Origin of the sequence: Ectothiorhodospira shaposhnikovii, from assembly GCF_047222355.1 — a bacterium.
Classification (GTDB): domain Bacteria; phylum Pseudomonadota; class Gammaproteobacteria; order Ectothiorhodospirales; family Ectothiorhodospiraceae; genus Ectothiorhodospira.
This window is the reverse complement of record NZ_CP178333.1, coordinates 1,292,532-1,306,767: the sequence shown is the minus strand read 5'-3', so window position 1 is coordinate 1,306,767 and position 14,236 is coordinate 1,292,532. Positions and strand designations below refer to the sequence as shown.

General features: G+C 57.5%; 8 protein-coding genes and 1 CRISPR repeat array (1 of these 9 running past the window's edge). Of the genes, 4 read left to right on the top strand and 4 right to left on the bottom strand.

Annotation, left to right across the window (positions count from 1 at the left end):
- Nucleotides 1-3,826: direct repeats of the CRISPR family, unit length 37 nt; unit sequence GTCTTAATCCCTTCTTCATCAGGGTCTACTTTCCGAG; it reaches 416 nt to the left of the window's first position.
- Nucleotides 3,827-4,008: 182 nt separating this feature from the next.
- From cas2 to ACLF6L_RS05890, 4 genes are read right to left on the bottom strand one after another with little or no spacing between them, the layout of a single operon-like run.
- Nucleotides 4,009-4,335 carry a CRISPR-associated endonuclease Cas2 gene (cas2, locus tag ACLF6L_RS05905; protein ID WP_200172521.1) on the bottom strand — a complete coding sequence of 109 codons (327 nt, stop codon included), beginning with the start codon at nt 4,333-4,335 and terminating at the stop codon, nt 4,009-4,011.
- Nucleotides 4,332-5,090, bottom strand: coding sequence for a CRISPR-associated endonuclease Cas1 (locus ACLF6L_RS05900; RefSeq protein ID WP_238623565.1), 759 nt, complete (start codon nt 5,088-5,090; stop codon nt 4,332-4,334). Before ACLF6L_RS05900 ends, cas2 begins: the two co-directional genes overlap by 4 nt.
- A 42-nt stretch (nt 5,091-5,132) precedes the next feature.
- A complete protein-coding gene (gene cas1, locus ACLF6L_RS05895; RefSeq protein ID WP_238623365.1) occupies nt 5,133-6,110 on the bottom strand; it encodes a CRISPR-associated endonuclease Cas1 in 978 nt (325 codons plus the stop codon).
- Nucleotides 6,111-6,115: 5 nt separating this feature from the next.
- The gene (locus ACLF6L_RS05890; RefSeq protein WP_412852566.1) at nt 6,116-6,400 is read right to left on the bottom strand and encodes a CRISPR-associated protein Cas2; all 285 of its coding nucleotides are present in this window, start codon (nt 6,398-6,400) and stop codon (nt 6,116-6,118) included.
- Nucleotides 6,401-6,933: 533 nt separating this feature from the next.
- Here ACLF6L_RS05890 and ACLF6L_RS05885 point away from each other — a divergent pair.
- From ACLF6L_RS05885 to csx2, 4 genes are read left to right on the top strand one after another with little or no spacing between them, the layout of a single operon-like run.
- The gene (locus ACLF6L_RS05885; protein WP_412852565.1) at nt 6,934-9,228 is read left to right on the top strand and encodes a PD-(D/E)XK nuclease family protein; all 2,295 of its coding nucleotides are present in this window, start codon (nt 6,934-6,936) and stop codon (nt 9,226-9,228) included.
- The gene (locus tag ACLF6L_RS05880) at nt 9,225-11,693 is read left to right on the top strand and encodes a UvrD-helicase domain-containing protein (protein WP_412852564.1); all 2,469 of its coding nucleotides are present in this window, start codon (nt 9,225-9,227) and stop codon (nt 11,691-11,693) included. Before ACLF6L_RS05885 ends, ACLF6L_RS05880 begins: the two co-directional genes overlap by 4 nt.
- A gap of 12 nt (nt 11,694-11,705) precedes the next feature.
- A complete protein-coding gene (gene csm6, locus ACLF6L_RS05875) occupies nt 11,706-12,836 on the top strand; it encodes a CRISPR-associated ring nuclease Csm6 (protein WP_412852563.1) in 1,131 nt (376 codons plus the stop codon).
- Nucleotides 12,837-12,876: 40 nt separating this feature from the next.
- Nucleotides 12,877-14,223: a TIGR02221 family CRISPR-associated protein gene (gene csx2 / locus ACLF6L_RS05870; RefSeq protein WP_412852562.1), complete on the top strand. Its 1,347-nt coding sequence runs from the start codon at nt 12,877-12,879 to the stop codon at nt 14,221-14,223.
- Nucleotides 14,224-14,236 lie beyond the last annotated feature (13 nt).

The window sequence follows — 14,236 nt, the reverse complement described above, 5'->3', positions numbered from 1 at the left end:
GCCGTCTTAATCCCTTCTTCATCAGGGTCTACTTTCCGAGACACAGGGAGACCACGGACCACCCGGATGGCGGGTCTTAATCCCTTCTTCATCAGGGTCTACTTTCCGAGGGGTCCCGGCCCATGACCTACATGGAGCGCCTGCGTCTTAATCCCTTCTTCATCAGGGTCTACTTTCCGAGCCCTTTTGACGGCCATGTACGCCGTTCGCGCCGTCTTAATCCCTTCTTCATCAGGGTCTACTTTCCGAGCCATACCGGCCCTGCCGTTGTCACTCCCGCGGCTGTCTTAATCCCTTCTTCATCAGGGTCTACTTTCCGAGCACCCAGGGTTTGCACGCAGGTTTGTGAAGGCTGTGTCTTAATCCCTTCTTCATCAGGGTCTACTTTCCGAGGACGTGGCGACATCACGTCGCTAACACCCGGTGGTCTTAATCCCTTCTTCATCAGGGTCTACTTTCCGAGCCATGCCGAGCGCCGGGAATTGCTTGACGAGAGTCTTAATCCCTTCTTCATCAGGGTCTACTTTCCGAGCCCGGCAGGAACGCCATCTGTGCGCCCGCATCCGTCTTAATCCCTTCTTCATCAGGGTCTACTTTCCGAGGCATTGGTGGCCAGATAGGGTTGAGCAGGCAGAGTCTTAATCCCTTCTTCATCAGGGTCTACTTTCCGAGCCCAAGGCCGAGGAGATTGGCCGCCAGCAGTTGTCTTAATCCCTTCTTCATCAGGGTCTACTTTCCGAGGGTGCCCATAGGCGATCTGGACGCATTCACGGTGTCTTAATCCCTTCTTCATCAGGGTCTACTTTCCGAGGGAGGATTTTGAGAAAGATACGGGAGTAAAACTTGTCTTAATCCCTTCTTCATCAGGGTCTACTTTCCGAGAGGCGCTCCATATATACCGGCTACCGTACACCGTCTTAATCCCTTCTTCATCAGGGTCTACTTTCCGAGCTTCCTGATGGAAGAGGAAAAGGGCAAGCGGTATCGTCTTAATCCCTTCTTCATCAGGGTCTACTTTCCGAGCGAGAAAGCGCGAGAGTGGATGTCGAGATGGAGTCTTAATCCCTTCTTCATCAGGGTCTACTTTCCGAGGTGACAATGCCCCGGAAGTATCTGGATCTTGAGCGTCTTAATCCCTTCTTCATCAGGGTCTACTTTCCGAGGGCGAAGCGTGAGCTTATGTGGCGGCGTGCAGGCGGTCTTAATCCCTTCTTCATCAGGGTCTACTTTCCGAGCCGCGATAATTCGCCGTTTGATATCGTTGGTTGTCTTAATCCCTTCTTCATCAGGGTCTACTTTCCGAGCCGCGATAATTCGCCGTTTGATATCGTTGGTTGTCTTAATCCCTTCTTCATCAGGGTCTACTTTCCGAGCTGGTCGAACTGAGATATCTGTCTGACACGCATGTCTTAATCCCTTCTTCATCAGGGTCTACTTTCCGAGCACAAAGGCCACAAACAAAGGTATGCAAACATGGTCTTAATCCCTTCTTCATCAGGGTCTACTTTCCGAGTCGCCTCGCCACCAACATCGGGCGGCTTGACCGCCGTCTTAATCCCTTCTTCATCAGGGTCTACTTTCCGAGGGCACTGGGACGATCAGTGCCCCACCACTCTCCTGTCTTAATCCCTTCTTCATCAGGGTCTACTTTCCGAGGATGGTAGGCTGCTCCCATTGCACCCCCTTTTGTCTTAATCCCTTCTTCATCAGGGTCTACTTTCCGAGAATCATGCGTTTGATATCGCTTTCGAGGTCAAAGGTCTTAATCCCTTCTTCATCAGGGTCTACTTTCCGAGAGAAATTGAAGCTAATGGTGCTACCGCAATGGGTCTTAATCCCTTCTTCATCAGGGTCTACTTTCCGAGAAGTTTTATCTTCGGCATGCCCCGCTTTTTCTTGTCTTAATCCCTTCTTCATCAGGGTCTACTTTCCGAGCTGCCGGGAGAAGGGAAATGAACACTATCGATCGTCTTAATCCCTTCTTCATCAGGGTCTACTTTCCGAGATTTCGTCAGATTCGGATATGCGACGGAGATTCTGTCTTAATCCCTTCTTCATCAGGGTCTACTTTCCGAGGGCAAGCGGTACCCCACCCGGCGACGCGAGGCCAGTCTTAATCCCTTCTTCATCAGGGTCTACTTTCCGAGTGTCCGGCGCGAGCGCCTACGATTCCCTCGTCTTGTCTTAATCCCTTCTTCATCAGGGTCTACTTTCCGAGGATGCGTTCACGGTCACGCCGGAGGATGTGAGTCTTAATCCCTTCTTCATCAGGGTCTACTTTCCGAGTTTGGTGGTGAGCCCTGTCCTTACGTCTTAATGTCTTAATCCCTTCTTCATCAGGGTCTACTTTCCGAGACGTTCTGACCCATACATTCACTTAATGAGGACGTCTTAATCCCTTCTTCATCAGGGTCTACTTTCCGAGGCATTTCGGGCCTTTGTGGGTACCGGCGAGGCGTCTTAATCCCTTCTTCATCAGGGTCTACTTTCCGAGCCAAATGGAACAGAACGCGGCAATTCAAGCCATGTCTTAATCCCTTCTTCATCAGGGTCTACTTTCCGAGGACAAACGCGATCTGTTGCGTAGATCTTGAGACGTCTTAATCCCTTCTTCATCAGGGTCTACTTTCCGAGGACAAACGCGATCTGTTGCGTAGATCTTGAGACGTCTTAATCCCTTCTTCATCAGGGTCTACTTTCCGAGATAATCTCTCCAATAGTTATGCTCAACAAGCGTCTTAATCCCTTCTTCATCAGGGTCTACTTTCCGAGATCGTGGTGTCGGGACGAATGCGAAGAAAGTAGGTCTTAATCCCTTCTTCATCAGGGTCTACTTTCCGAGTACGATACCACTCAACTGCACGAGGCCGGTCACGTCTTAATCCCTTCTTCATCAGGGTCTACTTTCCGAGTGTCGGACCGGCGGGCGGGGAGTGACAGGAACAGTCTTAATCCCTTCTTCATCAGGGTCTACTTTCCGAGCCCACTGCACCCCCTTATGACAGGAACGCTGGGGTCTTAATCCCTTCTTCATCAGGGTCTACTTTCCGAGGATATCGCCGCCCTGAAGGCGCTCTCGGACGAGGTCTTAATCCCTTCTTCATCAGGGTCTACTTTCCGAGTGCCGAAAACAATACTATCGTTCTCCGCGCTATGTCTTAATCCCTTCTTCATCAGGGTCTACTTTCCGAGCTATGACGGGGACAACGTATACAGTCTTGAAAAAGTCTTAATCCCTTCTTCATCAGGGTCTACTTTCCGAGCGTAAAGAACGCAGAAAACAGCGCAATCGTTTTGTCTTAATCCCTTCTTCATCAGGGTCTACTTTCCGAGCGCAGAAAACAGCGCAATCGTTTTTCGCGCGATCGGTCTTAATCCCTTCTTCATCAGGGTCTACTTTCCGAGGCGGCGAATGAAAGAACAAGGGCTCACTTGAGCGGTCTTAATCCCTTCTTCATCAGGGTCTACTTTCCGAGGGAGGCAGTCGAAGAAGTCCACGAGGCCCTGGTTGTCTTAATCCCTTCTTCATCAGGGTCTACTTTCCGAGGCCTGCTTCGGCACTTGATGGCCCAGTACCAGGGGTCTTAATCCCTTCTTCATCAGGGTCTACTTTCCGAGCCCGGAGGATGCCGACATTGAATCGGCGGCGCAGTCTTAATCCCTTCTTCATCAGGGTCTACTTTCCGAGGTTGCGTGCCCGGACCTTCCTGTATGTGCCGTCGTCTTAATCCCTTCTTCATCAGGGTCTACTTTCCGAGCCAGATCAAGCGTCAACTGACTGAAATGCTCGTCTTAATCCCTTCTTCATCAGGGTCTACTTTCCGAGTGCTCGACGCCAATAGGCATTCATAATCAATGAATTACGAATGGGGTTCGCAAAGAAACCAGAAATCGCCGAGCGATGGTCCAAAACAGAGTGTCCTTGACTGACTACAGGCTCATCGTAGCCCACAATCCATCTCACCAACAAGCTGCGGTAAATCCGGATTCCAGATAGACCAACCACATTCATTCCCCAGGCCGCACCAGGCGGGCCAACCCGGGGCTGCGGGAAGACTCCAGATGCAGGTTATCCGGCAGTACCCCCCTGCCCAAGGTGTATAGCTGTACCTTCTCCGGTATGGGGTACGCCCGCACATCGTCTTCCTTCGGCTTGATGTAGGTCTTGATATCCTGCATCAGGCGCCCCAATTGGGCGCTGCTGCCTTCAAAGTGGAATACCGAGTACTGCACCGGTTGGGCATGCTTTTTGAGGAACCGGTGCAGCCGCCCAAGGCGGCCTCGATCGGCGATGTCGTAGCAGATCAGCCAGGCCCGGGGCTTGGTCTGGCTCATGAATGATTCTCCACCTGCACATGGCGTTTGAGATCCCCCAGATGATGGTGGATCCGCACCTCGTGTCTCGCCGCCCAGCTCTCGAACATCAGGACCGCCTCGGCACCCTCTTCCACTTCCGCCGGCAAGGTGCCGCAGCACAGATTCATTTCCGCCCAGAACAGATCGGCAAGATCCGTGGCCAGATTCATGGCCTCGCCACCAAAGCCCCAGTAGACCGGTTCCAGTCCCTCCATGTGCAGATGGCGGCAGACCAGGTTATGGCACCAGACATGGGCCTCGTCCACGAACAATAACGGCAAACGGTTATGACGCACATAATCGCGCTGCAATTGTTCGAATCCCGATGCGGACACTTCCCGACCAGCCACACGCATCCTGCCGCGCCAGGTCAGCAATACCTCCATGCGCCGGTGGGCAATCCAGTTTTCATGCAGGATCTGCCATTCACAGCGCTGGAGATACATCTGCAACGCATCGTGGAGAAGACTGCCCTGATGCCTGGGCGGATAGACCGTACCCGCCACTTGATGATCATCCGTCACCCATGTGATGGGGATGCCATGTTCCAAACAGCGGCAGATGGCTTCGGAATCCCATCGCACTCGCCCTCCCGAGACAATGCGCTCCAGCCTGGAAAGCGGTAGATTTACCGCGGCATTCGCTCCCCTGATCCAGAGACTGGTCGGACGTGCACGGACTTCCCGGGCTTCCGGTCCCAGCAGATAAAGTGGCTTGCGGTCGGGAACCGCCATTCGCGGCCGTGATGATGGGATGGATCGAGTCGCCATGATGTTTCATGCCTCTTCAAAGGGGCTTTCAAGCCATTGCCGACCTTCATCCCGCAGATAGCGGGCCAGCTTGCTGCAACGCGCCCTGAGCCATCGGCGATGGGCGGTGCTCCGGGCTTCCCAGTGTTCGTAGAATCTCTGCCGCCCCGCTTTGCCCAGGAGACAGGCATCGCCATCCTGGCTGAAGTGACTCACCCGGAGTACTTCGTTTCGGAACAGGGCCCAGACCCACTCGTCGATCACGGGTCGCATGGGTTCGATCAGATCGCTGGCCAGCGACTCCCTGCCTATGCTGGGACGGTGATAAAACCCGATCAAGGGGTCCAGACCTGCCACATGGGCGGCCCGCACGGCATCAAAGTGCAGCAGGGTATAGGCCAGGGAAAGGCAGGCGTTCACCGGATCTCTGGGCGGGCGTCGATTTCTGCCCGTGAAGTTCAATGAAGGTGCAAACAGGGCAGTCAATCCCTGAAATGAGGCCCGGGCGGCGGCACCCTCCAGCCCCCTTAGACGGACGATATTCACCTCGCCATCAGAGAGTTCCACCTGGATACGCCCCAAGCTTTCACTCGCGCCCGTGAGCGCCCGACGGACATCCGGTCTTGCCAGCACTGCACGATTCAGCAGACGCAACTGCCGATGTAATTTGGCCTGCACCAGATCCCGGCTCCAGGCAAGGCAGAAGGCGTCATCCATCAATCGATGGACCTGGGCGATGCGAATGCCTGCGTCGTTGTGTTTTGGTCCCAGCACCAATGCCAGACGACGATGTGCCCTGGGACTCATGATGAGTGTGGTTGCCCCGAATTCTCCCAAACGACCCAGGACGCCGGATTCCAACCGGGTCTGTCGCCCCTGGATCACGACGCGCTCCAGCAGTTTCATCGGCACGGTACCCCGGCGCTCGCCCCCTTCATAGAGCGCCAGGGCCTCCCCATCGACACGCAGTTCCAGTTGAGCTCTGTCCAGAAACAAGGTCGCCATGACTGTCATCCCATATAAAAGAGTGTGGGGTCGTGGGGCTGCGTGCCCTTGCCCAAGGTATGCACACGCCCGCGCGGGTCCAAACGCAGCAGCAGGAAGCGGTCTTCTTCCTCATCCAGGATCAGGGCCATGTCATGAAGCAGTTCGCGACGCTCGGCATCCGTCAGGAATACCTCGTGGACTGACTTCTGCCCACCCGTGGCATAGGCCCTGACCAGGGACAGGGCGGCGGACAGCCGGCCCCGCTCCGAGACGTCATACGCCGCCAGGTAAAAATCCCGTTTCGCCATCCAGGTCACTCCCGGGCATCCGGATCACTGGATGGCAGTATGAACGTGGATAACCCCAACGGAATGGATGGCAAGCTTGCCGCGTCTTCATGGCGCCGTGCCGAGGTGCACACTCTCCTGCACTCGGACAGCACGGAGCGATACAAAACATGCAGATCACCTTTGGCCTTTACCTGGATGGGATGCCCCGGCGTACCGAAACGGCATTCGCAGGCCGGCTCGGGATGGGTCCGAAAAGGCTGCTGTCCCTGCTGGAAAACCGTCTTGATCTGGCTGGCGCGTTATTCTCCAGACCTGTCCGTATCGCAGCATGTCTTCGCGGCATGCAGGCGATGGGCAACCCCGATCCTTGGTGGGTCCGTTCATATTCAGCGGATCCCTGGGCAACCGCGGAATATCTTCTGGACGCCAGGGATCGCTTGATACAGGCGGGATGGGACGGCATTACCCCTCTGGATGGCTCCCCTCGTCTACGGGCCTTGTCCAATCTGCCGGGGACAGACCTTGCCGGAGAAGCGGAACGCCTACGAAAGGTGCAGGATGCGCTTTTACAGGGCCGGCAGTGCGGTATTCAGTGCCTTCGGCTGCAGACGCCCTACTCCCTGCTGCCCTATCCCTGGCGACGCATCGTGGACGCCCTGGCCGCGGGCAATACCCTCATTCTGGATCATGCATTCCCGATTTCGCAGCCGGCGGGCCTGCCCCGGGGATATCCACCGGAGCACCCCGAGGTGGGCAAGGATGCCGTGGTCAGAGTTCTGGGCAGGAATGAATGGCAGTGCGCGGAGTATGTGGCGGCATGGCTTGCCGCTTCGACGAAACACAATGAAACAGTGAGCCTCCTGTGCCTTGAGGATTCCCTCATCCTGGATCAGGCCTTGCAGCGCCGGGGACTGCCAGGACTGGGGCAGGCTCGTGTTTCGTCACTGTCGGCACACCTGCAGATTTTGCCTCTGCTGCTTGCAAACCTCTGGGCCCCCCTGGATACGGAAGCGTTTTACCCGTTGCTGTTGATGGATTGCTCTCCCATTCCCGATTTCGTGCGTTCTACACTGGTCCAGGCTCTGGAAAATGAACCCGGCGTAGGTGGTCCTGCCTGGAAAAAGGCGTGGGAAAGGATAGAACGTCAAGCCATGAACCTGGGCTGGAAGGCCGGCATCGACGGCGACCGTGAACAGATCCGGCATGAAATCAGGATATTGCACCACCAGTTGATGCTGGACCGACACGCACCGGAACCGGGGGCCCCCGTGGAAGCGGTAGCCATGCGTTGTCGCTGGATACTGGACTGGATCGCATCCTGCGAACTGGACCCGTCCATCAGGACAGACCTGACGGATCAGGCCCATGCATTGCTGGCCATCAGCGAGGGTCAGAACAGGATTCCCCGTACGCGACTGGAACGCATGCTCCACAGCATCAACGAGTCGTTGGCAGGCGCGCCGGTTGCGCCGGTGGAAACCACCGGACAAGTGCTGAACCATCCGGGGCAACTGCTGGAGAGTTGCGAAACCTTGATCTGCTGGGGATTCACCGCGCCTCGGCACCCTCAGGAAATTGATCGCTGGACCGACGCGGAACTCAAGGCCATGCGGTCACATGGTCTGCAACCCACGCTACCCACGGACACGTTCCACTTGGAATCCCACGCATGGAGACAGGCCTTGTCACGCTGCCGGAATCATCTGCTGCTGGTACAACCGGAAAGAACGGCAGGCATGGATACGGGCAATCACCCATTTTTGGATGAGTTGCAAAGCCTTACCCCCATCCGCGACTGCCACTGCGATGAATTGCTGCAGCCCCATTCCCCTTGGGTGATGGGCCGGAGGGTGATCGTGGCACCCACGTCGGATCAGCCGCTTTCCCCGCCACGGGCCATCCATCAACTGCCTGCCGGGGTCACTCGTCGTCCGACGCATTTTTCCTACAGCACCTTACGGGATTTTCTGGCTTGCCCGATGAAATGGTGCCTGCAACACCAGGTCGGACTGGTCGGCCCTGCCCTGCTGGCGCGCCAAAGCGATGCGTCGGTTCAGGGAAGGCTATGCCACCGGGTGATTGAATCTTTGTGCAGTCACCCTCATGCGAGCCGGTTCACGCCACGGCAAGCCGCGGATCGGGCGATGCTTCTGTTTGATTACTGGGCTTCCATATTGGCTCCAGAACTGATCTTGCCCGGACAGGAAATACGTCTGGAACGAGCCAGACAGGCGGCAACAAATTCGGCCTTTCATCTCTTTGATCATCTACGCAAGACCGGGCAACGGATCGAATCCGTGGAATGCGCGCTGTCCGGTCTGGCGGGAGACATCGGTTTTTCCGGTCGAGCCGATCTGATCCTGGCGGATGGACTGGGGCGTCGCCATGTGCTGGACCTCAAATGGTCAGGCTCGGACCGCTACCTGCGCGAGGAAATCGATCGCGGTGAGGCGCTGCAACTGGCCATGTACGCCTGGTTGCTCGGTACGGACCCGGAATCACCAAACGTGGGGGCGGGCTACTTCATGCTGAACCAGTGCGAATACCTTGACGCCGGCTTCAACGATCCGGCAACACCCGCCCCTGCCGGGGTAAACCCGCAAGTCATCTGGGAACGGGCCTGGGTCACCTTGCAGGAGCGCATGGCCGCATGGCAGGAAGGCCGCCTGGAGGCCAGTGGCATCCGTGCATGGGCCACCCAGCACACCCCCGAGATGACGAACGAGGGTGATGAACCCCATCCGGATCAGCAACCGGAAGAGGATACGGGCCTACACCTGCCGCCACCCTGTCATTTCTGTGAATTTGACGCATTGTGCGGCCTCAACCGGAGAGATGAAGCATGAATGGCATCAAACTCATCAATGCCGGTGCCGGCACGGGCAAAACCTTCCATCTGGTCGGGGAAGCACTCTCGGCTCTGGATACGGGACTGCCCGCCGACGGCCTGCTGATCACCACGTTCACCCATCGGGCGGCAACAGACATTCGACAACGTCTGCGCCGCGCCTTGTTTGCTTCCGGAAAGACAGACGCTGCCCAGGCTGTGCTGGGCGGCCTGGTCGGCACGGTGAACAGTGTCTGCCATCGCTTGCTGTGCGAGTACGCCATGGAAGCGGGTCTTTCACCCCGCCTGCAGGTGCTGGATGAACAGGAATCCAGTGACCTGTTTCGCATCGCCACCGCGGAAGCACTGGAGCAACATGCCGTGCGACTGGAACCGGTCGCACGGCGCCTGGAAAGGGATGGCGGCGGTTCAGGCCATGCCCGCCGTCCCGACTGGCGCGACGATGTCATGGCCGTGGTATCCCTGGCCAGGAGCAACCTCATGAATGAGGCTCAGCTCCGGCAAAGTGCGCAACAATCCTGGCAAGGACTGGCCAAGGCACTGGGGTCGGCGGACATGGCATCCCCTGACCAACAGCTTGATACCATCCTGCCGGAAACCGTTTCCGCCCTGCTGAACCTGCGCTCAACGAAAAAAGCCACACAGGAAGCCCTCCGGGTCGTTCAACCCTGCCTGAACAGGGTCCATCGCGGCGAAGCACTGGCCTGGACGGAATGGGTGCGGTTTGCCAAGCTCACACCGGCCAAGGAAGGGCGACACTGGGTGGCCCCCCTCAAGGCTCTGGGTGAACAGGTGCTCTCCCATCCCGGATTGCATGAGGATCTGCAGACTCTGATACACGGCATCTTCGACTGCGCCACGCAGGCACTGGATCTATATCAGGACTATAAACGGCGCCATGGTCTGGTGGATTTTATTGACCAGGAAAACCTGATCCTGTCCATGATGGAGCAACACGCCGATTTCCGGGAAGCCATCCATGCCCGTGTACAACAGATTCTGGTGGATGAATTCCAGGACACCAGCCCCATCCAGCTTGCCCTGTTCCTGGCACTGGATAACCGGGTGGGCCGCTCGGTATGGGTTGGCGACCCCAAACAGGCAATCTATGGCTTTCGCGGCGCCGACTACCCCTTGATGGATCAGATCACCACCCAAGTGCGACAGACGCAGTCCCTGACCACTTCATGGCGCTCAAGGGCACGTCTGGTGGACTTCTGCAATGCCGTCTTCACCCGGGTATTCCATGAACGCAGCGCAGAGGATATCTCCCTTGATCTGCCGCCGGGCAAGGATGCGGAGGGTGGATGGCTCGAAGCCTGGCATCTGCATGGCCGCAGTGGCAATGAGGCGAACCGGGCATTGGTGAAAGGCATCGTCCAGTTGCTGGAACAACGCCCGGAACTACAGCCCGGCGACCTGGCAGTGCTGTGTTTTCAGAATAGCCACTGTCAGTCAGTGGCCGCGGCTCTGGAGGCAGCGGGCATTCCCGCCTCGGCACAGCAGGGCCGCCTGATGGAAGCCACCGAATGCCGTCTGGCCCTGGCTGCCCTGCGCTACTGGCAGGACGCCGGCGACACGCTGGCGCTTGCGGAAATCGTGGCGCTTTCACGCCAACACCCTGCCAACGCATCATGGCTGGAAGCATTGATCACCGACGATGCCCGGGCCCTTGATCACTGGCGCCGGGATCCGCTGATCCAGGCACTGGAGGATTCCCGATCCCGGTGGGCCGTCAAGGCCTCACCCACCGACGCACTGCTCATGGCCATGGAAGCCATCCACCTGATTCCCACGGTACAGGCATGGCACCGCCCCCTGCGACGGATGGCCAATCTGGATGCCCTGCGAGGCTGTTTTCTGGCCTATGAGGCGCGCTGTCGGCTTTACCACCGACCGGCGACCCTGGCGGGTCTGATCCGCCATCTGCAACGGGACGAAACCAGGCAACCCCCTTTGCAGGGCGATCAATCGGTCCAGGTTATCACCTATCATGGCGCCAAGGGACTTGAATGGCCGGTGGTGATATTGACCGATCTGGATCGGGAAATATCGGGATCGGGTTTTGGCGTGAGCATGGCGGCTTCAACCGAGCTGGATCTGAACCATCCACTGGCCGGTCGAACCATCCACTACTGGCCTTGGCCATTTGGCACCCAGCAACGCTTTGCCCCCCTGGAACAGCGTCTATCCAGCCATCCCGAACACCGGGAAGCCATCGACCGGGCTGGAGATGAGGCCAGGCGTTTGCTTTATGTGGGAATGACTCGGGCAAGGGACGGGATGATCCTGGCCCTGCGCAGACAGGTCTGCAAGTCATCGTCCAAACTGAACACCCGCTGGCTGGACGAACTGGTGGACGAGAAAGGCATTGCGGTGCTCGATCTTGACCTGGAACCAGGGGAACAGCCGGTGACCATTGGCAATACCCCCATACCGATCAACGTAAAACATCTGATCTAAGGCTGGAATGCCATGCACCCCACACACCACAACCCGGCAAATTATCCCAGGCGCATCCTTCTGGCAGTGACCGGGCTTTCTCCCCAGATCGTCACCGAAACCCTCTATGCGCTGGCGATGGCCGATCCGCCCGGATTTCTGCCCACGGAAATCCATCTGCTCACGACCCTGGAAGGGGCCAAGCGCGCCCGGCTGTCATTGCTGTCCCAGGAACCGGGCTGGTTTGACCGTTTGTGTCGCGAATACGAACTACCGGACATGACCTTCACCGAAGCGCATATCCAGATCATTCAGGATCCTGATGGCCGCCCTCTGGAGGATATCCGTTCACCGGCAGACAATCTGGCCGCCGCCGACCAGATCACTGACACCGTGCGTCGCCTGACCGAAGACGAACATTCCGCGCTTCATGTGTCCATCGCCGGCGGGCGCAAGACCATGGGATTTTTTCTGGGTTATGCCCTGTCTCTGTTCGGCCGTCCCCAGGATCGGCTCTCCCACGTGCTGGTATCCGAGCCCTTTGAATCCACCTGGGATTTTTTCTACCCCAGTCGTCAATCACGGGTACTCAATCTCCCCAAGCATGGTCCCGTGGATGCCAGGGAAGCGACGGTCACCCTCGCCGACATTCCTTTCGTCGGTCTTCGGCATGGCCTGGATACCCGGTTGATGGAAGGTCGGGTCACCTACCGTGAAGTCGTGGAAAATGCCCGCGAGGCCTTTGCGCCGCCCAGCCTGGTCATCCGTTTGCCGGAAAGAAGCCTCACCCTGGGCAGGCGGAATATCCAGCTCCCCCCCACCCAGATGGCCCTGTATGTGCTGTTTGCAAGGCGCGCCATGGACAGTCTTCCCCCGCTGGAAGCCCCTTGCAAGGAAGTCCCCGATGCGGCATGGCGTGACCGCTATCTAGAAGCCCTGCAGGCAGTGCAGAAGACGCCGATGGCGGACAACGAAATGACGGAAAATGCCTTGAGCAAGGGCATGGACGGCCATTACTTTTCGCAGTTACTCTCCCGACTGCACAAAAGTCTTCGCACCCAACTCGGTCCGTCATTCGACACCTACAAAGTCCAGGATGGCGGCTCACGTCCGCGCAAGTATCGTCTTGGGTTGACACCGGAGCAGATCCGTATTGTGGAGTGATGGCTGTTTTCAGGCATCACATATGACAGGAGTTCATACGATGGCCAGGCTTTTCATTTCCTTTCTTGGAACCGGCAATTACGTCCCTTGCCACTATTTCATGGATACGGACGAACCCGCCCCTTCACGCATGGAGAATGTACGCTTCATCCAGACTGCCCTACTCCATCTGAAGTGCGGACATTTTAAGCCGGGGGACCGGATCCTTCTTGGCTGCACCGCCGGCGCCAGAGCCAGGAATCTGAGCGCCTTTGAGGAAGAGCTCGCCGCCTCCGGCTGGTCGGAATCGATCCCCGTGGAGGTGATCGACCTGCCCGATATCACGGGCGAGGCCGAGTTGTGGGAGATCTTTGAGCGACTCTCGGTGGAAGTCGGCGAAGGAGATGAAATCAGTTTTGACATCACCCACTCGTTTCGCTTCCTACCCATGCTGTTCACTGTTCTGATCCAGTACCTCAAGGTCACCCGAGGTGTTCAATTGGCCGGGGTGCATTACGGTGCCTTTGAAAAACTGGGCAGCCCCGCCGTGGTGCAAGACATGCCCATGGCCGAGCGCAATGCCCCGATCCTGGATCTGACCCCGTTTCTGACGCTGTTCGACTGGAGCATCGGCATTGACCGGCTCATTCGCTCGGGCGACCCAGGCGAGGTGATCGCGCTGGTCAACCGGCATACCCAGCCGGTGCTGAGGGACACCCGGGGTAAGGATGCGACAGCGAAGGCGCTGGAAAAGGCAAGCCGTGCCCTGGATGAATTGGGTCAGGCCATCAGCACGGTGCGCGGGCGGGAACTGACTCGGCTCATGGTGAAGTCCCGCATCACCGATCCACTGGCCCAGGTTCGCGAAGACTTTCTTCCCCCTCTACGTCCGGTCATTGACAAGCTGACCGGCGAACTCAAGGACTGGGAGGATGCCTCTCCCCTGAACGTGCTGCGCGCGGTGGCCTGGTGCCATCGGCATGGCCAGATCCAGCAAGGCTATACACTGCTGCAGGAGGGCATCATCAGCCTGATGGTTGACGCCAATCAGCCACTGCTGGAGCAGGTACGAAGCGACACACGGGATGAGCAGGCCGCACAGACCAAGCGCCGAACCCTGATTTCAAGGCTCATGGGGGTACTGTCAGCCAAACAGCCCCCACCGCCGGAAGCATGGGAACATGAACTGGCAGAATACCGGGATATCGCCCTGGAATTACGGCAACAAATTCCCGGTGAACTGGCGGGCTGTTACGGGCGCATCACCGAACTGCGCAATGACATCAACCATGGTGGATTCGGTCAGGCCACCACCGCCCGCAAACTCAAGGATGAACTGGAACGGCTTTACCAGGAGGTTTTGGTCATCATTGATGGCCTTGCCAATGCGCCAGGCAAAGCAAAATAACCAAGGGAAAGGC